Annotated in this window: 21 protein-coding genes and 4 pseudogenes; 13 read left to right on the top strand and 12 right to left on the bottom strand. The window is 67.6% G+C overall.

Going from position 1 to position 21661, the window contains the following annotated elements:
• Nucleotides 1–4: 4 nt before the first annotated feature.
• A complete protein-coding gene (locus LK06_RS16875) occupies nucleotides 5–805 on the top strand; it encodes a phosphotransferase family protein (RefSeq protein ID WP_234367614.1) in 801 nt (266 codons plus the stop codon).
• 90 nt (nucleotides 806–895) lie between these two features.
• Here the strand turns inward: LK06_RS16875 and LK06_RS16870 are convergent, their stop codons facing one another.
• Nucleotides 896–1402: a hypothetical protein gene (locus tag LK06_RS16870; RefSeq protein WP_052318822.1), complete on the bottom strand. Its 507-nt coding sequence runs from the start codon at nucleotides 1400–1402 to the stop codon at nucleotides 896–898.
• Nucleotides 1403–1563: 161 nt separating this feature from the next.
• Between LK06_RS16870 and LK06_RS16865 the strand changes: the two genes are divergently transcribed.
• The 3 genes from LK06_RS16865 to LK06_RS16855 all read left to right on the top strand — a co-directional run bounded on the left by LK06_RS16865 (nucleotide 1564) and on the right by LK06_RS16855 (nucleotide 6925).
• On the top strand, nucleotides 1564–3837 hold the full coding sequence (locus tag LK06_RS16865) for a hypothetical protein (protein ID WP_043404395.1): 2274 nt from the start codon (nucleotides 1564–1566) through the stop codon (nucleotides 3835–3837).
• Nucleotides 3838–4518: 681 nt separating this feature from the next.
• Nucleotides 4519–6150: an Eco57I restriction-modification methylase domain-containing protein gene (locus LK06_RS16860; RefSeq protein WP_043404397.1), complete on the top strand. Its 1632-nt coding sequence runs from the start codon at nucleotides 4519–4521 to the stop codon at nucleotides 6148–6150.
• A 25-nt stretch (nucleotides 6151–6175) separates the two neighbouring features.
• Nucleotides 6176–6925 carry a PaeR7I family type II restriction endonuclease gene (locus LK06_RS16855; protein WP_063891019.1) on the top strand — a complete coding sequence of 250 codons (750 nt, stop codon included), beginning with the start codon at nucleotides 6176–6178 and terminating at the stop codon, nucleotides 6923–6925.
• A 308-nt stretch (nucleotides 6926–7233) separates the two neighbouring features.
• On the opposite strand, the gene LK06_RS16850 is transcribed toward LK06_RS16855, so the two are convergent.
• Nucleotides 7234–8385, bottom strand: coding sequence for an ISAs1 family transposase (locus tag LK06_RS16850; RefSeq protein ID WP_234367286.1), 1152 nt, complete (start codon nucleotides 8383–8385; stop codon nucleotides 7234–7236).
• Nucleotides 8386–8644: 259 nt separating this feature from the next.
• Between LK06_RS16850 and LK06_RS16845 the strand changes: the two genes are divergently transcribed.
• The 3 genes and pseudogenes from LK06_RS16845 (at nucleotide 8645) to LK06_RS16835 (ending at nucleotide 10528) form a co-directional block, all read left to right on the top strand.
• Complete coding sequence (locus LK06_RS16845; RefSeq protein ID WP_234367427.1) at nucleotides 8645–9103, top strand: toxin glutamine deamidase domain-containing protein; 459 nt, start codon at nucleotides 8645–8647, stop codon at nucleotides 9101–9103.
• Nucleotides 9103–9369: a hypothetical protein gene (locus LK06_RS16840; RefSeq protein ID WP_039656635.1), complete on the top strand. Its 267-nt coding sequence runs from the start codon at nucleotides 9103–9105 to the stop codon at nucleotides 9367–9369. The genes LK06_RS16845 and LK06_RS16840 overlap by 1 nt, the downstream gene beginning before the upstream one ends.
• 219 nt (nucleotides 9370–9588) lie before the next feature.
• A pseudogene (locus LK06_RS16835) lies at nucleotides 9589–10528 on the top strand (IS481 family transposase).
• A gap of 45 nt (nucleotides 10529–10573) precedes the next feature.
• Here the strand turns inward: LK06_RS16835 and LK06_RS16830 are convergent.
• On the bottom strand, nucleotides 10574–10783 hold the full coding sequence (locus LK06_RS16830; RefSeq protein WP_159025208.1) for a hypothetical protein: 210 nt from the start codon (nucleotides 10781–10783) through the stop codon (nucleotides 10574–10576).
• An 84-nt stretch (nucleotides 10784–10867) separates the two neighbouring features.
• The gene (locus LK06_RS16825; protein WP_039656638.1) at nucleotides 10868–11305 is read right to left on the bottom strand and encodes a hypothetical protein; all 438 of its coding nucleotides are present in this window, start codon (nucleotides 11303–11305) and stop codon (nucleotides 10868–10870) included.
• Between the two features lie 96 nt (nucleotides 11306–11401).
• Between LK06_RS16825 and LK06_RS16820 the strand changes: the two genes are divergently transcribed.
• The 4 genes from LK06_RS16820 (at nucleotide 11402) to LK06_RS16805 (ending at nucleotide 14529) form a co-directional block, all read left to right on the top strand.
• On the top strand, nucleotides 11402–11815 hold the full coding sequence (locus LK06_RS16820) for a hypothetical protein (RefSeq protein ID WP_324618356.1): 414 nt from the start codon (nucleotides 11402–11404) through the stop codon (nucleotides 11813–11815).
• Nucleotides 11812–13110 (top strand): WXG100-like domain-containing protein, encoded by a 1299-nt coding sequence (locus LK06_RS34410; protein ID WP_234367426.1) that lies wholly within the window; start codon nucleotides 11812–11814, stop codon nucleotides 13108–13110. Before LK06_RS16820 ends, LK06_RS34410 begins: the two co-directional genes overlap by 4 nt.
• A 12-nt stretch (nucleotides 13111–13122) precedes the next feature.
• Entirely contained in the window at nucleotides 13123–14136 is a 1014-nt protein-coding gene (locus LK06_RS16810; RefSeq protein ID WP_234367425.1) for a hypothetical protein, read from the top strand.
• Nucleotides 14137–14250: 114 nt separating this feature from the next.
• Nucleotides 14251–14529, top strand: coding sequence for a hypothetical protein (locus LK06_RS16805; RefSeq protein WP_159025307.1), 279 nt, complete (start codon nucleotides 14251–14253; stop codon nucleotides 14527–14529).
• Nucleotides 14530–14798: 269 nt separating this feature from the next.
• Here the strand turns inward: LK06_RS16805 and LK06_RS16800 are convergent.
• Nucleotides 14799–15236 (bottom strand): annotated as a pseudogene (locus LK06_RS16800) (tyrosine-type recombinase/integrase); the annotation flags it as partial.
• A 170-nt stretch (nucleotides 15237–15406) separates the two neighbouring features.
• On the opposite strand from LK06_RS16800, the pseudogene LK06_RS34400 reads away from it, so the two are divergent.
• Nucleotides 15407–15605 (top strand): annotated as a pseudogene (locus LK06_RS34400) (nucleotidyltransferase domain-containing protein); the annotation flags it as partial.
• Between the two features lie 31 nt (nucleotides 15606–15636).
• Here LK06_RS34400 and LK06_RS16790 read toward each other — a convergent pair.
• The 3 genes and pseudogenes from LK06_RS16790 to LK06_RS16780 all read right to left on the bottom strand — a co-directional run.
• Nucleotides 15637–15852, bottom strand: coding sequence for a hypothetical protein (locus LK06_RS16790; RefSeq protein WP_039655201.1), 216 nt, complete (start codon nucleotides 15850–15852; stop codon nucleotides 15637–15639).
• Nucleotides 15853–16093: 241 nt separating this feature from the next.
• A complete protein-coding gene (locus LK06_RS16785; RefSeq protein ID WP_043435274.1) occupies nucleotides 16094–16789 on the bottom strand; it encodes a restriction endonuclease in 696 nt (231 codons plus the stop codon).
• A gap of 322 nt (nucleotides 16790–17111) precedes the next feature.
• Nucleotides 17112–18267: pseudogene (locus LK06_RS16780) on the bottom strand (amino acid permease); the annotation flags it as partial.
• Between LK06_RS16780 and LK06_RS35285 the strand changes: the two are divergent.
• Complete coding sequence (locus LK06_RS35285; protein WP_374208167.1) at nucleotides 18230–18424, top strand: hypothetical protein; 195 nt, start codon at nucleotides 18230–18232, stop codon at nucleotides 18422–18424. The pseudogene LK06_RS16780 and the gene LK06_RS35285 sit on opposite strands and share 38 nt — an antisense overlap.
• A 61-nt stretch (nucleotides 18425–18485) precedes the next feature.
• On the opposite strand, the gene LK06_RS16775 is transcribed toward LK06_RS35285, so the two are convergent.
• From LK06_RS16775 to LK06_RS16760, 4 genes are all read right to left on the bottom strand, one after another.
• Nucleotides 18486–18944: a PPC domain-containing DNA-binding protein gene (locus tag LK06_RS16775; RefSeq protein ID WP_039655173.1), complete on the bottom strand. Its 459-nt coding sequence runs from the start codon at nucleotides 18942–18944 to the stop codon at nucleotides 18486–18488.
• Nucleotides 18926–19330, bottom strand: a complete 405-nt coding sequence (locus LK06_RS35280) for a hypothetical protein (RefSeq protein ID WP_039655174.1) — start codon at nucleotides 19328–19330, stop codon at nucleotides 18926–18928. The genes LK06_RS16775 and LK06_RS35280 overlap by 19 nt, the downstream gene beginning before the upstream one ends.
• Nucleotides 19285–19746 (bottom strand): hypothetical protein, encoded by a 462-nt coding sequence (locus LK06_RS35275; RefSeq protein ID WP_411572775.1) that lies wholly within the window; start codon nucleotides 19744–19746, stop codon nucleotides 19285–19287. The genes LK06_RS35280 and LK06_RS35275 overlap by 46 nt, the downstream gene beginning before the upstream one ends.
• Nucleotides 19747–19844: 98 nt before the next feature.
• Nucleotides 19845–21548, bottom strand: a complete 1704-nt coding sequence (locus tag LK06_RS16760) for an FG-GAP repeat domain-containing protein (protein WP_234367424.1) — start codon at nucleotides 21546–21548, stop codon at nucleotides 19845–19847.
• Nucleotides 21549–21661 lie beyond the last annotated feature (113 nt).

Genomic DNA, 21661 nt, shown 5'->3' with positions numbered 1-21661 from the left:
GTCCATGTCCCGCATCCCCTTCGAGCAGCTCCCCACCGGCATCCGCCAGGCCGTCGCCGACAAGACCGGCGCCGTGCACCAGGCGCTGACCGTGCAGGGCGGCATGAACTCCGGCATCGCCTCCGTCCTGGAGACCGAGAGCGGCAGCGTCTTCGTGAAGGGCATCCCGACCGACCACCCCCAGGTCGCCGCGCAGCGCCGCGAGGCGGCGGTCGCCCCGCACCTGCCAGCGTCCTGCCCGCGCCTGTACTGGCACCTGGAGCTCGACGGCTGGAGCTTCCTCGGCTACGAGGTGGTCGACGGTCGCCACGCCGACTACGCGCCCGGCTCACCCGACCTACCGCTCGTGGAAGCCGCGCTCACCGAACTACAAACAGTCACGGCCCCGGCCGACATCGAGATCAAGGACGCTGTCGACCGGTGGGCGGACTACGCCCCGCCGGGAACGGTGCATCACTTCAGCGGCAACACCCTCCTGCACACCGACTTCGCCCCGGACAACGTCCTGATCGTCGGCGAGCGGGCCCGGCTCGTCGACTGGGCATGGCCGACACGGGGCGCGGCATGGATCGACCCGGGCGCCCTGGCACTGCGGCTCATGGACGCCGGCCACCCGGTGGAGGCGGCGGTCGCCTTCGCGGGCCGCTTCCCGTCATGGCGGGACGCCGAACCGGAAGCCCTCGCGGCGTTCGGCGCGGCCACCTCAGCACTGTGGCGGGAGATCGCCGAGGAGGACGGGACGCCGTGGAAGCAGGGGATGGCGGAGCGGGCGGCGACACTCGCACATGTCCTTGCCAAGGGATAGGCGCTCCGGGTCCCCGGTGTGAAGCCCAGCGGCGTCAGCAGTGATCTTGCATGAGGTCCGTCAGCTTGCTCCCGCGCCCTTTCTGCTCGCTCAGAACGAACTACCCCGGATGCGGGCGATGGCGTGCAGCATCTCGCCGCGGTTCTTGGCGTGTTTGATCCAGGTCGGCAGGCGGGCGATGAGCGTCATCTTCTGCCCGGTGTCGTACCAGGGGGCGCGCTCGCGCAGGGACGCGGCGACGTAGTCGTGGATGAGAGTGAGGTGCTGCGGGTTGTAGGCCCAGAGCCAGCCGTGGCGGGTCTCGGTTTGCAACAGCAGTGGGAGCCCGAAGTACGGGTCGGTCATGCCGCGTGCGGTGCCGTGCGGGAAGATCAGCTCACGACGCGCGCGGGCCTTCGTGAGGCCGCAGTGGAGGCAGGTGAGCCGTCGCGGGGCGAAGAACGGACGCTGACTGGGTTCCGGATCGGAAACGGGCCGTACAAAGGCACTCCTCATGCACCGCGGGCAGACCACGCTGATCTCAGACAGGAAGTCGTAAGCGGTCCGCCGGGGATCGCGGAACCGCTGACTCGACGGGCGGCGCGAAATCGTGGACACTCGCCGAGTATGGTCGGCTGCGCTCTCACCCGCACACCAATTCCGGCCCTCTGGCCTGGCGGATCTGGGCGAACGCGTCCCGCCCCGGAGCCCGGTCTCGGTCGTGCTGCCGAGGTGGGCGCAGCCGACCGTTGTCGGTTCCAGGTGGCATGATCCGCGGCATGGATCTCCCCCTCGTCTTCGCCGGCATCGACCAGGTGGACTGGTCACAGTTGCGCCATGCCTATGGCTCCGCAGAGGACGTCCCCGCGCTGCTTCGGGATCTCGCGTCCCCGGTGGAGGAGACTGCCGCGGAGGCGGAGCAGGAGTTGTGGGGCAGCATCGTGCACCAGGGCACGGTCTACACGGCGACAGCGCCCGCGGTGCCCTTCCTGGCGCGACTCGTTGCCGAAGGCGTGCGCCGAAGCGCCTTGGTGGGCATGCTCGGTGTGATCGCCGGGAGCGTCGACGAGCACGATCTGCCGGTGCCCGGCGCGGCCCGCGGCGCCGTTGCAGCACAGCTGGGGCTGCTCCTGCCGCTGCTCGCGGACAACGATCGCGAGGTGCGGCGGACCACGGCGTGGACGGTGGCCCAGTGCCGGTCGGCGGCCGGCCCCGATGCGCGTGCGGCGCTGCGGGCCCGTTGGTCGGCGGAGAGCGATCCGATGGTGCGCGCGGACGTGCTGACGGCCCGTGCGCTCCTGGATCCCGATGCGGCCGAAAAGCTGTGCTCCGCAGTGCTCGCCGGAAACGAGCCGGCGCCGGTTCAGGTTGCGGCGCTGCTGGTCACCGCCGACTGCGGCCTGCCGTGGGGCATGGAGGCGACCGCGCGCGTCACGGCATTGGTCCCGTTGGAGCGGCACGGATTCGGCGCCCTGTGGGAGCGGGAGCCGCTGCAGGCGCTCACCAAAGCACTGCACACACGCGGCGAGGCCGACACCGCCATCAACGTGGTCGGCTCCGCGCTCGGGCGGGCCGTGGCGCTGCGGCTCCAGGGGAGCGAGCATGCACAGGCCGCCATCACCGAGGCGCGGTGGGCCGCCGAGTCCCTCGCCCGCCGCTCACGAACCGCCCCGGCCCGGCTGTTCCCCGAGTTGCTCCCGCTGCTCGACGATCCGGCCACCGCGGCCGACGTGATCCCGCTGCTGCGAACCTGGGGTCAGCCGGCCCCGGAGGCGGTGCCGGCCCTGCTTGCCATCGCGCAGGACAATGGCGAGTCGGCCGACGAGGCCCTCGCCGCGCTGGTGTACCTAGGAGCCCCAGAGGCGACCGGGCTGCTCGCCCGCCACCTGCCCGAGCGGCCCCGCGCGCTGGCGGCCGCGTACCGCCTCGCGACCGGTGAGACCGGGACGCCGAGTCATACCCACGCGCCCGGCGAGGACCGGACGCCGCTGCTCGACGCGATACGCGTCCGGCTCGCCGCCGAACCATCCCGCGAGCGCAGATCGGTCTTCGACGGCGGGCTGGCCGCGACCAACGAACCGGTTTACCTGAGCGGGCTGCTGGCCGCCTGGGGCAGGTCGGCCAGGGCCGCCCTGCCGGAGCTGCTCGCCGCGCTGCCGCGCCATCCGCTCCCGGTCAGCCGCGCCCTGGCCACCGTGGCCGATCCCCAGGCCGACGCCCATGTGAACGAGGCGCTGCGAGCCCAGGCCGGACAGGGACCTTCGGCCACGCGTCAGTCAGCGGCAAGCGCACTCCACTCCCTGACCGGCGACGCCGCCCCCCTGATCTCGGTACTCTCCGAGCTGCTGGCCGAGCGAGGCAACGGCTTGGACCACGCCGTCACCGCGGCCGCCTCGCTCAGGGAGGCCGCTCGTCCCTTGCTGCCGCTGCTGCACACACTGCTGGCGGAACCGGCGCAGTCGCGCGAGACCGTGCCGGCGATCAGGGCGGCACTCGGGGCCGCAGCGCTGGTCTGGGAGCTGACCGGGGATGAGCAGGCGGTGCTCCCAGTGATCCAGGAGGGCCTCGCCTGGGCCTCCCACGCATGGGGCCAGGCGACGGTGAAGCGCGCCGCCGAAGTCGCTTGCCTGCTCGGTCCCGCAGCCGAGCCGCTCGTCCCCGACCTCCTGCCGCTGCCGGACGATCCGGAACTCTCCCCCGCCCTCGTGCTCGTCCTGACCAGCGTTTATCCCGAGTCCGACGCCCCCGCCGGGCTCGCCCGGACCGCCCTGGCCGACCGTGTCCTGGCAGCGGCCCGACCGGGCTCGTACGCGCGTTCCGCCTCGGCCGTGCTGACAGCCTGCGTCGCGCTCGGCCCGACAGCCTTCACCGACGCTCAGCTCGACCTGATCCGCGGCCTTGCGGACGGCGACCGGCGCGTCGTGGGCGCCGGCCTCCAGGACCGGATCATCCTCGACGACGAACGCTTCCGCGCCGAGGCCCGGAAGGTCCTGCGGACACTGACCGCCGGAGTCCCGCTAAGCGATTCCTTTCGTCACCATTCTCAGAGTTGATCTCGGCCGACGGCGCCTATCCCTGTCCACGACCTCCGGACGTTGAGCTGGGGAATCGACGCAGAAGCCGATTCTCGGCCTCAGCTCCTGGAGCGTAGCGGGCGCGTCGCTGCCGGATCGGCTGGAAGGCCGATGACTGGGGAGGTCAAGGGGCAGCGGGAGGGTTGCAGTTTGGGTTGCGTTCAGCTCCGTTCAGCGGGGTACGCCGACCTGTGAGCAGGGCGCTAAGAAGCAGGTCAGAACGCCTACGGACCCTGCCGGACAGCCACACGAACAGTTGGAAAGCGTGTTGGGGGCAACCCCTCACGAGTTCGAATCTCGTATCCTCCGCCACGGCTGACCAGCCGAAACGAAGGTCCCGACCGCACTGCGGTCGGGACCTTCGTCGTTCCGTGGTCTCAGTTCTGGTCTCAGTTGGCGCGAGCGGACGGTCATGAACCTGCGCGACCGCGCCCGTGGTGCGGGTGAGTCCGAGGTTGATCAGCCAGCGACTGCCCTGCTGGGTCACGTGCCTGTTGCCGGAGGCGCACAGGAGTCTGGACTCCACTGATCATGGAGAGAGCTTCGACGAGCCGCCGTGGAGCCACGAATTCGAGTAGTTGCGGGAAGTCCTCTGGCGGTCGTGCCCACCGATAGCCTTGAAGTGAGGGCTCGTGCAGTGAGCCATGACGAGAGGAATCCATGGCTGCAGCTGCCCCCGACGAGGTCGAGTACGGCGAGGTCTTCACCCGTCGATGGGTCGTCGAGACGATTCTTGATCTGATCGGCTATACGGCAACCAAGGACCTCACCCAGATGAAGCTCGTTGAGCCGTCCATCGGGTCCGGAGCGTTTTTCGTCCCTGTACTGGAGCGACTACTCGAGTCTGCAAGGGTCCATGGCACGGAGCTGCCGGCGCTGGCTGACTGTCTGTACGGTCTCGATCTCCAGCACGAGCATGTCGCGACCTGCCGGAAGAAATCGGCAGACATGCTCCAAGCCGCTGGGGCAAGTCCCACAGAGGCCCGAGCCCTGTCTGCAGGCTGGCTGCGCCACGGCGACTTCCTTCTCGACGAGGTACCGACGGATGTCGATTTCGTGATCGGCAACCCGCCGTACATCCGCACCGAAGACCTCGATGATGAGACCGAGGCTGCCTACCGCAAGACATGGCGGACGATGCGTGGACGGGCGGACATCTACGTCGGCTTCTACGAGCGATCGCTGTCCATGCTCGCAAGCGGCGGGAAGCTTGGGTTCATCTGCGCGGACCGTTGGATGCGGAACGCCTACGGGAAGCACCTGCGGGGTCTCGTGACCTCACGCTACGCGGTCGAGTCCGTGTGGCAGATGCACGACGTGGACGCATTTGAAGCAGAGGTCTCGGCCTATCCGGCGATCACGGTGCTGGCCAACTCCGAGCAGGGCAGCTCCACGTTCATCGACACTACCGCCGCATTCGGAGTGGCCTCCGCGAGTGAGGCCCTGGCGTTCGTGCAAGGCACGGCGGAGGAGGCTTCAGGCCAGGGATGGGAGGGCGCACGCCTGCCCAGCTGGTTCGAGACCGATGACTTCTGGCCCGCGGGATCCCCTCACACCATCAAGCTGCTGGAGCACCTGCAGGAGAATTTCCCGACGCTGGAAGCCGACGGCACGACGAAGATCAGCATTGGGGTCGCGACCGGAGCCGACAGGGCCTACATCATCAGCCCAGACGCTGGCATCGACGTCGAGCAAGATCGGCTGACACCCATCGTCATGGCCGACGACATTCGCACAGGTCGCCTCACGACGCCTTCGAAGATGCTGCTGAACCCGTGGGACGACGAAGGCAGGCTCGTGGACCTGGTGGACTACCCGAAGTTCGCGGACGCGCTTGCATCGCACCCGAACGTCAAGAAGCGCTTCGTCGCGAGGAAGAACCCGAACACCTGGCACCGCACGATCGACAAGGTCTACCCGGGCCTCGCCGAACAGCCGAAGCTACTTCTTCAGGACATGAAAGCCCAGATCACACCGGTGCTGGAGCCGGGTGGCTACTACCCGCACCACAACCTGTACTACATCGTCTCGTCGTCGTGGGACATGGAAGTGCTTGGCGGGTTGCTGCTGTCCCGGATCGCAGAAGCCTTCGTGAGTGCCTACGGCGTGAAGATGCGCGGCGGCACTCTGCGATTCCAGGCGCAGTACCTGCGGAAGATCGCCGTCCCGCGCCCCGAAGCGATCCCCGACGACATCGCCTCCAGGCTCCGTGACGCGTTCCGCGCCGGCGACAGGACGGCTGCGACGCGTGCGGCCGAAGAAGCGTACGGGCTGCCTGCCGGCAGCATCTGAGGATCCGAATAGAAGAAGAGGGGTCATGAGCGACCTGACACCTGTCGAGACCTGGCGCGCCGCTGTTCTCGGCTACTGGGAGGGCCTGGACCTACAGGCCGCGAAGCAGGGACAGGCCACCGGAGTCAAGGACACCGGCAACCGCGCAGCCGTCACCGGCGGCAAGCAGATGGACGCGATGCAGGAAGTCGTGGCGAAACTATGGCGCGACGATCCGGATATCACCCTTGAGGTGCGAACGACCGGTCACAACAACCTCCCGGCGTACTTTCGCCCGGCGAAGAACTGGGACCTCCTGGTGCTCTACCGCGGCTCCCTGATCGCGGCGATGGAGTTCAAGTCCCAGCGAGGCCCCTCGTTCGGCAACAACTTCAACAACCGGACGGAGGAAGCCCTCGGGCTCGCGGCCGACTCCCAGATGGCCGTGGAGCGCGGCCTGTTTGGCCAGTTGAAGCCCTGGTTCGGTTTCATCATGCTCGTGGAACGCGCACCGGGATCGTTGAGCGCGGTCAAGGTGCCCAAGAACATGCCGTTCCCGGCGGACCCGATCTTCGAGGGGGCGTCGTACATAGGGCGCTACAAGATCTTCTTCGAACGCATGGTCAAGGAGGGCAACTACGACGCTGTCGCTCTACTCACCGCTGAGTCAGGCAGCGAACACTTCACCGAGCCGTCGGTGAGCTTGTCGTTGGCCAATCTCGAGGCAGCCATACGTGCACGCATCGCGTACATCAAGACGCTGCCGGACGATGTGTTCGACGAATTGACGCACTAGAAGTCTGATGAAATCTCGGGTTCTGACCCCGGCTCGGTAGAGCTGGAGCCAGTCTTGTCGGCATGCAAGGGGAATGGGCGGGAGCGGAGGAGTCCCCACTACCTCGTCGACTGACGAACGCACGGAGGCCCGGCTCCCCGTAGCGGGAGCCGGGCTTCGTCGCGCTATGTGGTCCTGATACACGCCCTGGTGGGCGGCGTTCCGGGGCCCTACCAGTCGTCGGTATCGCCGTACTTTCCCGGATTCCGAGCGCGATCCACAGCCTCAGGGCTGTTGCAAAGTCTTTTGATCTTGCGTGGGAGCGCTGGTCAGGCAAGGCCGAGGAGGTCCAGTGGTCGGCGGAAGCCGTCGTAGGACATCTCGCGGAGTCCGGCCGCGATGTTCGCGTGGCCGGAGGCTCGCAGTGTGTTGATCGCGAAGCTGCGGAGGGTGGCCATGTTGTCCGGGCCGTGTCCGGTTCGGACCGTGGAGGCGTCCTCGGCGAAGGCGGTGTCTCGGACGAAGTGGAGACGGTTCTCGATGATCCACTGCGAACGGACGATCTTCGCGATGCGCTCGGGGGAGGCTTCGCGGCTGGCCAGGTCCGTGATGACGTAGACCGTCTCGCGGCTGCGTTTGCCGGTCTTGCGCTGAGTGCGGTGCCGGACGATCTTCGCGACCTGGACCGCGTGGGGGAAGTCGACGCCGAGGTCGGTGATGGTCAGGGCCTGCACGACGCGGGTCTCCAGGCGTCCGTGGGCATCGGTGCGGTCGTAGAACTTCGCACTCGCCTTCTCCCAGGGCAGGGTGGCGAGTTGGCGGTGCAGGTTCTTCTGGTTGCGCTTCACGGTGAAGGCGTAGTGCGCCTTCTTCTCCTCGACGAGGAACCGGGCGTGATCGCGCTGGCAGTGCAGGGCATCCGCGGAGACCGTGACGCCGGTCAGGTCGTAGGGCGCCAGCAAGGCGTCAAAGCAGGTGATTTCGTTCGTCTTGCCGGGGACCCGCAGTTGGGTGACGGTCAGGCCGGCGCCGGTGATCGCGGCCAGCAGATGGGCGGCCGGGATCTCGCCGTGGCGCGAGCCGCGGGCGCTCTTGCCGTCCACCGCGAGGGTGTCCGCCCCGGCCGGATCGGATCCGAGCAGGTCGGCGAGCCCGCCGGGGCAGGCGGCGTTCAGGACGCGGCGGATGGTCGCCGCACTCGGCGCGATGCGCACGTTCAAGACCGTCGTGGCGCGGGCGCCGAGCCGGGCGAGCGTGTCCTGCGGGGCGCTCGCTGCCCACTGGCCGATCGCGGCGAAGGAACGGGCTCCGGTCAGCACCGCCGAGCAGGCCACCAGCAGCACGCTCACGAACGAGTGACGCTTCCCGCGCCGATGCCGGGGGTCGGCCAAGGTCCGCAGCCGCAGGGCCAGCGGTCCGATCAACCGGTGCTGACGGGTGGGCGACTTGATCAGACAGACGGTGGCAGACTGACGGCACATCGAAGCTCCGGGCGGTGCGGGCGACTTGATCGGTCACCGGCATCAACCGGAGCTTCGTTGCGTACGGACCGGGCCGACCGCGCATCGTCATACCGTCGCGACCTGCGCACTCACGTGATCACCGGGACTTTGAAACCGCCCTGCCACCCTGTGGGGCCTGAACGGAGTGGGAACGGCCGGACTCTTCGCACTCCCAGGCGCGGAAGGAGAAGCAGGTGCGGCCGAATCCGAAGCCGCGGCGTTTCCTCAAGAAGCCGAGGTGGCGGTCGGGAACCTGAGATTCGGCCCCGGTGGCGGAGGTGTCACGCTCGGATACGGCAGTATCCCGTACAAGACCCCCATCACCCCTCGACTCACGGAACTTGTCAACCCTCAGGGTGGCGAGACGAACTGCCGTGCCTGCGCAGTGGCAGTGGATCGTCTGCTGGCTGAAGGAGCCCCGTCTTCGGCTCCTGGCGCCCTCGATGCCGGCTCCACCAAGCCGATCGAGGCTTTGTACGGTGGAAGGAAGTTCACAGCGTCGACGCTCTCGGGTATCGTCAATGAGATCAAAAATGCGGGGGATGGGGCAAGGGGTATCGTGATGGGCCAGAAGGGAAGACGGGCACATGTCTTCAACGTCGTGAACATCAAGGGGGACGTTGTTTTCCTGGATGGGCAGTCAGGGCACGCTGATATTTCGCCGTGGCGGAACTTCTCCCTCCTTAGGACGGACTGATGCTGGACATGGAGCAGGCGGCCAAGCTCGCACAAGAGTTTCTCGATAGAGAGGTGAGCCACGAACGTATGGCCTTCGCGCTCGTCGAGGGAGAGCGTGCCCAGGCCGGAGGTAAGTTCTACTTCGACTGTCAGTCAGTCGCCTACCTCCGCAGCGGAGATCCATCCGACATGGCCGTCGGCACCGGCTATGTATGCGTGGACGGAGAGACCGGGCAGTGTCGGCTGATGGGGGCCGTGGAGTCAGCCAAGCTCAACCTCTTTTGATCTTCCACTCCGCACCGAAGGTCCAAAGAAGAGGGCTGACGGGAATCGTGTGGGACTGGTAATCGACGGCCGTGCAACCGAGTGTGTTCTCCTAGGTGTTCTGTCCCCGGAGGTTGTGGACGGTGACAGGGCTCACGGCTGACCGATCTTGAAAATGGGTGAGGGCCTTCTGGCTCGGTGTGGATTGCGAGATCTGCACCGGCGACCAGAAAGGCCCTCATGCCTCACCGTAACGCACCGCTGACCGAGACTGGACGCCTGCGTCGTGGACGACAACTGGCCGCTGCGGCGGGCCGCCGAACGCTTTCAGGTCTCCGTGAGCACCGCCCAGCGGTGGGCCGACCGCTACCGGCTGTACGGCGAGGCAGGCATGACCAACCGCTCCAGCCGCCCGCACACCAGCCCGCGGCGAACGCCGACCCGCACCGAGCGGCGCATCATCAAAGTGCGCGTGCTGCGCCGGTGGGGCCCAGCACGCATCGCGCACCTCCTCCGTCTGGTCCCCTCGACCGTGCACCGGGTGCTCACCCGCTACGGCCTGGCCCGCCTCACGCACCTGGACCGGGCCACCGGACTGGTCATACGCCGCTACGAACGCGCCCGGCCCGGCGAGCTGGTGCACGTGGACATCAAGAAGCCCGGCAACATCCCCGACGGCGGCGGCCACAAGGTCCTCGGCCGCCAGAAGGGCCGTAAGACCCGCGCAGGCGCCGGCTACAGCTACCTGCACACCGCCGTCGATGACCACTCCCGCCTCGCCTACAGCCAGATCCACACCGACGAGAAGAAGGAGACCGCCACCGGCTTCTGGGCCCGCGCCCACGCCTACTTCACCCAGGCCGGTATCACTGTCGAACGCGTCCTGACCGGCAACGGCGCCTGCTACCGCTCACGCGACTGGCGAGATCTGCTGGCGGCAGCCGGGATCACCCACAAGCGGACCCGGCCCTACCGGCCCCAGACCAACGGCAAGGTCGAACGCTTCAACCGCACCCTGCTCGACGAATGGGCCTACGCCCGCCCCTACCGCAGCGAGCAGGAACGACGCGATGCCTTCCCCCAGTGGCTGCACACCTACAATCACCACCGCGGACACACCGCGCTGAAGGGCCAACCACCCACCAGCCGCGTTCCGAACCTCACGGGGCAATACACCTAGGGGAGGACCCTTGGGTGGTCCGCCCCTGCGCGCCGAGCGCCCCGTCTATAGGGGACCCGCCAGCGCGCAGGAGACCGGGGAGCATGGACAACCCGGATCCGCACACGCAAGGATTTTGTTGTGGCGCTCGCCGAGCGGCGAGATGGTCTCACGCAGCTCACTGAAGCCGCGGGTCTGCTCGCTGGTGAGGTGGTCGAAGACCGCGGCGCGGACGATGATGACGTGGCTCTGGGTGATCCGTTCCAGGACGGTCACGCCTTTGTCTGTCAGGACGGGGAACCGGCTGCGCTTCTCGGTGGAGCAGTCCTCGCGGCGCACCCAGTAGTCCAGGCGGATGTCCTAGCAGCTGACAAGATTTCGGCGCTGTGCCGGTGGACAAGCGTGAGAAGCCCAGCAGAAGGCATCCGACGGGAACGCGCTGTTTCGCGCGCCCCGCCCACCACGAGCGCGGCGTCGCGGACGCGGGATGGAGGCAGCAGGTCGGCGAGGACCTCGCGCCGGTGACGCAGGGAACTCGGTCCAGAACACCTCGGTCTCGCTGTCGCTGACCATCACTCCCGGTCCCCCCGGCGCCCTCCAGGCGCTGCGCTGGGCGCCGTCGTCGGCGCGGGTGTAGGTGAACTTGAGGTCGGCGTCCCGGACGTTGCAGGCGACGTAGCCAGGCCATGTGGCGCGTGCGTGTGCGTCGAACTCATCGAGGGTGACGGGCCAGATCTCACCGTCCTGCGGAACGAAGTAGAAGCTGGTGAGGACCTGTGCGGCTTCGTCGGTGATCACGGCGAATTTTCCCTCACCTTTCGCCTCCCTTGATCGGAACTTTGCACCCTCTTGGTCGGAGTCACGGCCGCAAACCGTGTCGATCAACTAGCGTCGATGGGCCGAACAGCCGACTCAGGGGGAGAGGACGCCGCCATGGGCGAACCGGGCGACGGCAAGATACTCGACATCAAGATCCACGATCTTAAAGCGACGGCCCCGCATTTCCACACGCACAGCCACGACCTCGCCAAGGCACTCACCAAACTGAAGACCGCGCTCGCTGCCGCCGGTTCACCGTGGGGCGACGACAAGCAGGGCCACGACTTCCACAAGGTCTACGGCCCAAACGTCCACAAGATCGAGCACGCCGCGTCGATCCTCGCCGAGGGACTGCAGAGCATCCACGACGCGATGGCCGACATGGCCGACGGCCACATCGACAACGAGAAACTCGTCCGCTCGATGTTCAGCAAGGTCCACGTCCAAGGGCACGAAGGAGGCAGCGAGGGCGGGGGCAACGTCAAGTGAGCGCCGCCGACAAGGCGAAGAAGATCGTCAAAGACATGACCGGCATGTGGTGGCCGGACGCCGACGAGGGCGGTCTGCGGGACGCCGCCAAGGCGTGGCGGCATTTCGCCGATGGCCTCGAGGACGTGACAGCCGCCGCGAACAAGTCGGCCCGTTCGATCATCACGCACAACAAGGGCGAGGCTATATCCGCCTTCGACGACCCGTACTGGCGCCGCTACTACTACGACGGCCACGGCTGGCTCCAGGACATGATCGACGCCGCCCGCGACATGGCCAAGGGCCTGGACCACTACGCCGACATCGTGCACCACGCGGTCAAGCGCCTGGAACACGAACTGGAGATCGCCGGCGCGACCATCGTGGCTGGTACGGCTTTGGCCATCTTCACCGCCGGCATCTCCGAAGCCGCGGCCGCGACCGCGACCGCGGGCATCGTGGATCTGGCGGCCAGCCTGGGCGTGACCGTCTCCACCGAGATCGCCACCATTGCAGGCACCACCTTCGCCACCGCCGCGTTCGGCGGGATCGAGTCGATCACCGTCGACCTGGCCGTCACCCAACCCGTCGCCATGGCCACCGGCGAGAGCAAGGGTTTCAACCTGGACGAGGTCTCTCACGCCGCTACGGACGGAATGCTCTACGGCGGCATGTTCGGAGCGGGCGGCAGCACGGCCAGAGCCGTAGCCGAGAACGGTGGCATGCAGGGACTGTTCAACGGCTTCCGCCTGAACAGTGCGGCCCTCGACGAGATGGGCAAGTCCCGCACCTGGAAGCTGATCCAGGCCCCGGACTCGAAGATCCCGGCGGCACCGGCCAAGGCCGGCGACTACGAGCTGGTCTCGGGTGACCCCGTCTACTACGGCAAGAACACCACCACCGTCGGCTACGACAATGCCACCCTGAACAACCTCCAACGCGTCCGCCGCATACCCGGCGTGCACGACGTGATCGTGCACGGCACAGACAGTGGCGTCTTCGCCGCCGGCCGCCTGAACGCCGCAGGCAAGAACCTGACCGACTTCGAGGTCAACCCGAACCACATCGTGGACGCGATCCGCAACAACCCCGACTACAAGCCCGGTCAGCCAATACGCCTGGTGTCCTGCCACTCCGGTGCCGACGCCCGGCCGCCTGAGGTCCCGCTCGCCCAGACCGTCGCCGACGAGCTGGGCGTCCCGGTGACCGCCCCCACAGACAAGGTCGGCACCGCGGCCGACGGCGGGCTCAACCAGACCCCCGTAATCGGTAACAATGGCTACTGGCGCACCTACCTGCCGATGACTGGGCACTAGGAGGCGCCGGGTATGACTGGAGAGATCATGATCAAGCAGGCGGGGTTCTACCGGGAACTCGGCGGGTCTGGCCACGACACGCCCCCCGCCCCCTCCCTTCGGGACGCGGCGCGCAGCTCCGGCGAGTGGGACGAAGACCGGCTGGTGGCGTACCTGGAGGCAAGCCACGAGATCTACACGACCATGGGTGCCGAGCGCGACGTCATCGCCGACGACGTCTGGATCACGGGCGCGGGTTCCCTGGTCACGGACGGCACCTTTGTGTGGCCCACCGAACTCGCCTACTACGTACAGCGACACCACGTCGCGTTGCTTCCCGAGTTCGCCGCCCACATTCGGGCCCGGAACTACATCAGCCCTGAGGTGCCTCGCGAACAAGCCCTGGCAATTTTCGACGAGTGCCTCGGCGAGAATGCCCGTGCCGCTGCGGAAGCCGACGCAGCTACCGCGCAGGGCTTCTTCACCTGGTACCGGCCCTCCTTCACCCGCGCATCCGCCCAGGACCTGATCGACCAACTGTCTGCTTCGGGCCTCTTTGTGGAACACCCACTCACGGACAATCTCTTCGGCTTCCGCGACACGGCCCAGGGCAAGCGCGAGCCGCTGGTGGGCGGGACCCACACCCTGCTGTCCGCACTGACCTCGGACGAGTACCCCAATGTCGAGTTCCAGGGCTGGATGGGCCGCGACGAGTCCCTTGCCGTGACAGTCCGGCGCCTGGACAACAACATCCAGAAGCTCACCTTCCAGATCGCCGACATCCCGGAGCCGGACCGCGAGGAAGCTGTGGCCGCGCTGGTTCGCACGCTCGACCAAAACTCGGACCACTGCCTCGGATTCGTCATCGACCGCACCGGTATCTCCGCCAACGAGGACTGGGACCGTGTCCTCACCGGCACCGGAGCGCAGATCACCACGTGGCCCGACACCTTCGGCATCCTCCGAGAGCGTGTCCCCGAACACCCTGAGCTCACCAGCAGCAAGCCGACGGAGTACGGCCCGCTCGACGTCTTCCACCGCCCGTGACCCGCTGACTCCGTAGCCGTGGGTTGTCTGCCCCAGGCGAACCAGCGAATAGGCGCCACAGTGCTGGCGGAGGCGGCGTTCCTTCCCTCTGTCGAGATGCGGATACTGGCCGCCATGACTTCGTCTCCGCAGGAAGAGATCAAGAACGCGGCACAAGCCATCTCGGACATGCATGTCGCCGCAGTCTCCGCCGAGCATGCCCGTGCCGCCGGCCACGCGGCGGCCAACCTCTGCTCGGGCTCCGGACATCGTCTCTTGTACGTGTCGGCGGAGCTGCAGCAGCTGATCACGCAGGCCATCGAGATCGGTTACGCAACGGCCCTGCAAGACGTACGCGACGGCGACTTCGACGGCAACATCCAGGAGTGGCGCCCCGCCCTGTTCGAGGAGTAGGCCACAGCATGAAAGCCAGAACGAGTCCCCCTCCGTGGTCTCAGTTCTGGTCTCATTCACCGGTGTACGGCGCCGTTCAGAAGCCCCGCCTGGACTAGCTCCACTGCAGGTCAGGACGTTGCCGTACGCCCCAGAACCCCCAGACGAACATTTGGAAAGCGTGTTGGGGGCAACCCCTCACGAGTTCGAATCTCGTATCCTCCGCCAGTGCCTCACCGGGCACGTTGTCGAAGGGCCCTCTGGAAACAGGGGGCCCTTCGACGTTGTCCTCAGACCTCGTTGTCCTGGTCTTTGTCCACAGCGGGGTTTTCCGGGCCTCCCCAGATGGCGCGCTCGATCTTCCGAGCCGCCTCCTTGAGCATGGGATCGGTCACGTGCAGGTACCGCGCCCGCATCCGGGCGGCGCCGCCCGGTTCCCCACCCATGATCTGGTCAATGACTCGGTCCGGGACCCCGAGCAGCATCAGCACGGTGCCCGCGGTGTGCCGTGCATCGTGCAGACGCCCGTCCCGGACGCCGGCGTCTTCCAGTAGCCGCTTCCAGTCGTGGTAGTCCGTGTTCGGGCTGAGCGGCCCGCCCAATGGCTTGGTGAACACGTACTCGGACTCGGTCCACAGGTTTCCGGTCGCCGCGCGCTCCCGGGCCTGCGTCTCCCTGTGGGAACGGAGCATCACGAGCGGGCCCGGGAGGGGCACACCGCATCGACCGCTTGGAGCCCGAACACCTGGAGAGTCTGTACCGCCGATGCAGAGCGCCGGCAGCAAGGCAAGCACCGCCCACCAGGCTCACCGGACGGCCCGTACGGCTCTGGGCGCGCCCTCGCGGACCAGCTTGCTTGTGCGGGCGGTCGTGGTGCCGCGCGGTCAGAAGGCATGCCGGGTCATGGAGCGGTGGTGGAAAGTGGCTGGCACGCCGTCTTGAGACGGCCCGTGCCAGGGCTCAGCACACGCCTCCACCACGGCCTGCAGCAGGCACTGGGCGGGAGGGTCGAGCCCCTCGTTGCCGTGGTGGATGAGGTGCTCGGGCAGGCCGATGGCCGGTTGTGGGCTGGCTACAAGCGTGCCGGGGCGCCCTGAGTGGTTCTCAACGCGCACGGGGCGCACGCGCTCAAGGACTGCTGGTCTGCGAAAGGCTGTGGGCGAGCTGGCCCACGACGTTGAGAATGCCTTGCCCGAAGCTGGTGGGTGCGATTAGCACGCCGAACACCAGCACGATGACCACGGTCAGCTTCTCATCGAACCGGCTGCGGGCATGTGTGCGTCGGCGCAGCCGCACAATGATGACGACAGCCAGCAGAACCGCCACGTTGATACTTAAAACCACCTGGCCAGCCCTCCCGCGCACAACACTCTGGCGTCCCGCCTTCCTGCATAGCCGGAACTCGACAGCACCACGTTTCGATCACCAGTGATTGGCGGCGTGGCGCCTGGTCAATGGCTGGATCGGGGCAGTTGCGCGAAGCGAACAGCAGCGTCACCTGCCCCATTCACAGCCTGCCGGGGTGGACAAGCCCCGGCCTGCGGCTCCGTCGCAATGGCCACCCTGCTCTGCGCGTCAGGGCGCGTCAGGACAGGGCGGTGGGACGGCGCGGCGGGGGGATGCGGTCCAGCAGGTCCCACAGAGGGCGCGAGCCAGCCGCCCATTCGCCCAGCAGACGGCGGTCCACGAGGTGTATCCGATGTTCCGCGCCCCAGGGGATGGCCTTGGAGGAGAAACGGCCGTTGGTGAGCACGACCGCGACGTCCGCTCCGTGGATCTGCCGTGCGGTGCCGTTGACCTGCTGCAGAACACCGACGCCGACGGCGGAGCCGCCATCTCCGTCCCGGCGGTGCTTGCACTGGATGGCCCAGACACGCCCCAGGGGATCGACGGCGCGAACGTCGCAGGCGTTGTCGCCGGCACCGCCGAGCTGCTCCGCCTGGCAGCCGTCCCGTCGCATCAGGTCCCGTACGGCGAACTCGAACGCGCGGTGGTCCAGGGCATCCAGCTCGGCGATCCGCATCCGCAGGGCGCGAGCACGCACCTGTTCCCACTCGGCCCGCTGCCGTTCCTGCTGCAGCCAGAGGCCACCGGCCACGGCGGCGACCACGGCAGCGATGAGGAGAATCCACCAGTGCACCAGCAGCCAGTGCACGAGGGTGATCACCAACCCGAGCGCCAGGACCCCAGCTCCCAACAGGGCCAGCTGGTCGTCCTGCTTCTTGGAACGGCGGGCCGGCCGGCGCCGTGCCGGACGCCGCGCCGGACGTCGGCCGCTCATCGGGCCGACCCCGGCTCAACCGGCAGGCCGTGTTCTGCAAGCAGGGCGACGGCCCTTATCGGGACAGCGACTCGCTCGCACGCCTCCATCCGTACCGTCATGAAGGAACTCCCCCTATTCACAGGCTGTTGACTGTCCCCGCGCAGGCCATGAGAGCACGCACCACTGACAGCGGGTCGAGGTGCGATCACCTGGAGTGAACGGTTTTCGGTCAGCGTGGGCCGCAGCCCGCTGCGGCCGGTCACCGACGACCAGGGGCTTTCGGTGCTCGTCCGACACGCTTCAGCCGTTTCGCGGCAAGCATGGGATCCGACTGCCCCTCTCAGCGGACGCCGGCCCTCCCACCGGCAGCCTTCCGATCCAGCGTGGAGTTGCGCGGGTGCGCAGGGTTGAGGAACCACTTGCGCGCGGAGGCCAGCCACCAGATGCCGCAGAAGGCGATGACGGCGCCGACCGCGACAGGCGCGTAGTTGAAGGTGTGCGCGGTGACGGGCGAAGTCTGCGGCAGCATGAACAGCACCGTGATCACGAGCACCCAGGCGACGGCAATCGTGCCGACGAGAGAGGACCAGGAGCCGAGGTGCCAGGGGCCGCGCTCGAACCGGCTCCCCTGGCGGAGCCGGAGGTAGGTCGGGATGACGTAGGCGATGTACAGGCCGATGGTCGCGATCGACGTGACCGCCGCGTACGCGGTGGTGTTCCAGAGGTAGGGCAGGCCGAGGGTAAAGGCGCCGCCAGTGGCGAGCCATACGGCGTTGGCGGGCGTGCGGGTGGCGGGGTTCAGCTGGTGCCAGACCTTGGAGAAGGGCAGGGCGCCGTCGCGGGAGAAGGCGTAGATCATGCGGGAGTTGGCGGTGACGGACGCCATGCCGCAGAAGAGCTGGGCGACGATGACGACCAGGAGCAGCCACTTGCCGGCCGCGGTGCCGAGGGCGTCCATGAGGATCTGCGCCGGCGGCACTCCGGTCCCGGAGGCGAGTGCGCCGGAGTAGGACGGGATGGCGTAGGTGAAGCCGAACACCAGGATGAAGCCCGGCGGCGAGGGAGACGAGGATCGAACGGACGATGCCCTTGGGGCCGGCGGTGGAGCCGTCGATGGTCTCCTCGGTCATGTGGGCAAAGGCGTCGTAGCCGGTGAAGGTGTACTGCGCCATCAGCAGTCCGATGAGCACCACGTAGGTGCTGGAGGAGAAGCCGGTGTTGTTGACGAACTCACCGAAGACGAAGCCGGCCGACCGGTAGTGGTCGGGCACGAGCACCAGGGCGCCGCAGATCACGACGACGCCCAGGATGTGCCACCAGATGGACACCTCGTTGAGGAAGGCGACGATGCGGACCCCGAAGGTGTTCAGCACGCCGCGCAGGACGAGGACGATCCCGAACAGCGCGATGGTGTGACCGACCTTGGCCGCGAAGCCGAACTGAAGGTCGAGCAGGGCGTTGAGGAAGCTGGCAGCGCCGAAGTCGACGCCCGCGGTCCGCTATCTGGCCCAGGGCGGGCGGACGAGCCCAAGCGGCATTCCCTATCTCGCACCCGAGGTGCAGCTCTTCTACAAGGCGAAGGCGACGCGGGACAAGGACGAGACCGACTTCGAGGCGGTTCTGCCGCTGCTGGAGGAAGGACAACGCGTCTGATTGACGGAGGCGATCAAGGTGGTCGCACCGGACCACCCCTGGCGACGGCGGCTTCTTTCAGTCAGCCGAACGTGAGCAGCGGAACGTCGTAGAGGTCGGGGTTGCGAGGCCGGGTCATGGTGGGCGACGTGACCTCCACGATCAGCAGCTCACTGAGGAACTGGACCTTGGCGCTGAGGAGGTGGCTCGTCCTGCCGTCGGCCGACTGGGCCTTCAGGCCAGCAGAGACGTGGATGTGCGGGAGTATCTCGCCAGTGGCGGGGTCATGGGCGAGGGTGCCGGCGCCGAACGCCTCGACGTTGGTGACGTACGTCTTCGCCCAGACCGGTGCGTCCGGGTCGGCGAGCTTCTCGCAGGCACCCACGATCTCGGCCTCCGCGAAGGCACCGATGAACGAGGGGATGTAGCCCTGCCGTACGCCGTTGTCCCGGCAGAAGGTGGACAGAGCCTCGAAGAAGTCCTCCCCGTGGTCGAAGGTGACGCCGAAGGTACGGCCGACGGTCAGCTCGTGAGCACGCATGTGCGGGTGTCTCCTGATGAGATGGGATCAGCGGGCGAAGGCGGTGGCGAAGGTCTCGCGGACCGTCGCTCCATCGGCGCCCTGGGCGAGCAGAGCGTGCAGGAGCAGCCGCGCCTGGTACGGGCCGAGGTCTCCGGCGCCGATGAGCCCACGGCCGAGAAGGTCCTTCTCGGAGCCGGGAAAGCCGCGAGCGAACCCGGCGCCACCACCAGCACGGTCAGGCCAAGGCGCAGGAGCAGGGTGCCTGCCGGCGGCAGCAGTACCCAGCCCTTAATGTAGGGCGCCAGGTCCGCACTGCCGCGCAGCAGCGCCGCGGCACCACCGCCGAGCACCGTGCCGATCAGCGCGGCCACGGCACCGACCACCGCCATCTCCGCGACGAGCATCGCCAGCACCGACCTGATACGGACAAACCGACCGCCTTGAGAAGGCCCATCTCCTGCGCCCGCTGCCGCGACAGCCCGCCGGTCACAGTGACCGCGCCGAACAGCCGGCGGCGCAGGGCGCGAACGTTCGCCAGTGCCAGACTGATGACGTTCTCCGCGTTCTGCGTGTTCTGCGTGTTCGCCGTGTTCTGCGTGTTCGCCGTCTCGACCGTGCGACCCTCGACCGGCCCGCCCGTGGGCTTCTCGAACGTGCCCTTCTCCAGGCGGTGGACCACGTCCGCGAACTCCGACACCGCCGGGTTGTGCGTCACGAGGAGCACCGCGCGGCCCTCGTCCGCCAGTTCCCTGAACAGGCCGAGGAGAACGCCCTCGCTGTCCGTGTCGAGGTTCCCGGTCGGCTCGTCGGCCAGCACCACAACGGCGGGTCGTTGATCAGCGCCAGCGCCACCCGCTGCTGCTCACCCCCCGACAGCTCACTGGGCAGGCATCGGGTGTCGAGCATTGCTCCCCGGGCTCAGCCGGCGTGAACCAGGGTCTCCTCGCTGCCGAGGCGGTTGGCGCGCGTGTCCATGTACATGGTGGTCTCGCCGTCGGACCAGCGGATGACGAGGTCGTCCGTCCTGCCGTTCCCGGTGAAGTCACCGGTCGTCATGGCCATGTCGTGCTTCCAGAGCCTGTTGGGGTCCAGGATGCGCTGCTCGGTACCGAGGCCCGACGTGGTGGTGCCCACGTAGTTGTCGAGTTCGCCGTCGGTCCAACGGACCATGAGGTCCCACTTCCGGTTGCCGGAGAACTCACCGCTGGTCAGGAGGGTGGCATCCCTCCAGGTGCCGTTGGGGGCCTTGAGCTTGTGCTCCTGGCCGAAGCCGCCCGCGCCCACATTGGTGTAAAGGGTCACTTCGCCGTCGACCCAGCGCACGATCAGGTCGGTGACGTACTTGGAGGCGTTGAAGCGGCCCGCCGCGATCTGGATCGCGTTCTTCCAGGTGTGGTTGGGCTTGATCATCTGAGTCCCGGCCCAGTTGAGGCCCCTGGTGCCTACGTCACCGTAGAGGGTGACCTCGCCGTCGGACCAGCGCACCAGCAGGTCGAACTGCCTCGACCCGGTGAAGTCGCCCGCAGTGATGGTCATCGCGTGCTTCCAGGTGCCGTTCTTGGCCAGCAGTTGCCGCTCGCTGGTGAAGCGACCGTCGCCGTCGCTGGTGTAGAGGGTGGTCTCACCATCGTCCCACACCACGATCATGTCGCTGTGGCCCGTGCCGTTGAAGTCACCGGAGGCCATCAGCTTGGCGTGCTTCCAGGTCGGGCCGGAGCCCATGGTGTAGGGCAGGGGCGGCTGGCGATAGGTGCCGTAGTCGGGGTTGCGACCCTTCTGGGCGTCGGCGTAAAGCCTGAAGAAGCGGTCACCGTGCAGCGGGCTGTAGGTGATCTCGTTGTACCGCGGATCCGTGTGGTCCTTCACGTCCGGGCCGCCCTGGAGGAACCCGCCCACATTGCCGATGATCGTTCCGCTGGCACCGGAGGCGTCGAACTTGGAGAAGAACGGCCCGCCGGAGACCCCGCCCCACATGCCGCCGCAGAAGATCTGCATCTGGTAATAACCGGACAGCGCCGTCGTATAGATGTCGGGACAGCGGACCGCCGTGTCCCGGGGGTTGTGCCCGATCATCGGGTAGCCGATGACCGTCACCTTGTTGGCATAGCCGGGCGTACGCTCCAGGGTGTTGGCGCCGCCCACGACGTCCTGGACGTTCTTGCCGCCGTTCGGCTTCAGGCGTGCGAAGGCGTAGTCCAGGTCGGAGTTCTTGGACTTGTCCGAGGCGTACTGCTTGTCGCGGAACCACTCGTCGACCGCCCAGACCCCGTACTGCTGCTGCGCCGCCGTCCTGGTGCGGTCGTACATCGGTACGAACATGGACTTCGAGCCGACACAGTGCCCGGCGGTGAGGATCAGGTTGTGCCCCCCGCTGCGCACAACGCTGGCCGAACAGCGATGACCCTGCAGGCTCTTGTCGGTACTGAAGATCGTGCCGACGGTCTTGATGCCCTTGAAGTGCTGGGCGGTCAGCCCGGCGGTGGAGCGCTGCCGCCTCGCCGCCGCAAAGCCCCCCGGTGGGGTGGTGGTACGGCCCGAGGGGTCGGTGGCCGAGGCCATGCGCTCGGGAGTCCAGAAGCTGATGGCAGCCTCGGCCGTCCAGTTGGCGTCAGGGGCCGGCACCTGCGTGTCCACAGTCGGCGGCTCAGCTGACGGGCCGGCCGAGAGCGTGGGCGTGGCCGGCAGCTTCGGAGCAGGGCTGGTGCTCTGGGGGAACCCCGACGCGGTCGGCGTGG

The sequence above is a fragment of the Streptomyces pluripotens genome (assembly GCF_000802245.2).
GTDB classification, from domain to species: Bacteria; Actinomycetota; Actinomycetes; order Streptomycetales; family Streptomycetaceae; genus Streptomyces; species Streptomyces pluripotens.
This window is presented reverse-complemented; position numbering and strand designations above follow the sequence as displayed.

Excerpts from the sequence above, each read along its gene's own strand:
- LK06_RS16810 (WP_234367425.1), top strand. The coding sequence starts at position 13,123 with ATGACTGGAGAGATCATGATCAAGCAGGCGGGGTTCTACCGGGAACTC.
- LK06_RS35280 (WP_039655174.1), bottom strand. The coding sequence starts at position 19,330 with ATGCTCGTCGCGGAGATGGCGGTGGTCGGTGCCGTGGCCGCGCTGATC.
- LK06_RS16820 (WP_324618356.1), top strand. The coding sequence starts at position 11,402 with ATGGGCCGAACAGCCGACTCAGGGGGAGAGGACGCCGCCATGGGCGAA.
- LK06_RS16875 (WP_234367614.1), top strand. The coding sequence starts at position 5 with ATGTCCCGCATCCCCTTCGAGCAGCTCCCCACCGGCATCCGCCAGGCC.
- LK06_RS16805 (WP_159025307.1), top strand. The coding sequence starts at position 14,251 with ATGACTTCGTCTCCGCAGGAAGAGATCAAGAACGCGGCACAAGCCATC.
- LK06_RS16775 (WP_039655173.1), bottom strand. The coding sequence starts at position 18,944 with ATGCGTGCTCACGAGCTGACCGTCGGCCGTACCTTCGGCGTCACCTTC.
- LK06_RS16850 (WP_234367286.1), bottom strand. The coding sequence starts at position 8,385 with ATGTGCCGTCAGTCTGCCACCGTCTGTCTGATCAAGTCGCCCACCCGT.
- LK06_RS16860 (WP_043404397.1), top strand. The coding sequence starts at position 4,519 with ATGGCTGCAGCTGCCCCCGACGAGGTCGAGTACGGCGAGGTCTTCACC.
- LK06_RS16840 (WP_039656635.1), top strand. The coding sequence starts at position 9,103 with ATGCTGGACATGGAGCAGGCGGCCAAGCTCGCACAAGAGTTTCTCGAT.
- LK06_RS16785 (WP_043435274.1), bottom strand. The coding sequence starts at position 16,789 with ATGAGCGGCCGACGTCCGGCGCGGCGTCCGGCACGGCGCCGGCCGGCC.
- LK06_RS16855 (WP_063891019.1), top strand. The coding sequence starts at position 6,176 with ATGAGCGACCTGACACCTGTCGAGACCTGGCGCGCCGCTGTTCTCGGC.
- LK06_RS16865 (WP_043404395.1), top strand. The coding sequence starts at position 1,564 with ATGGATCTCCCCCTCGTCTTCGCCGGCATCGACCAGGTGGACTGGTCA.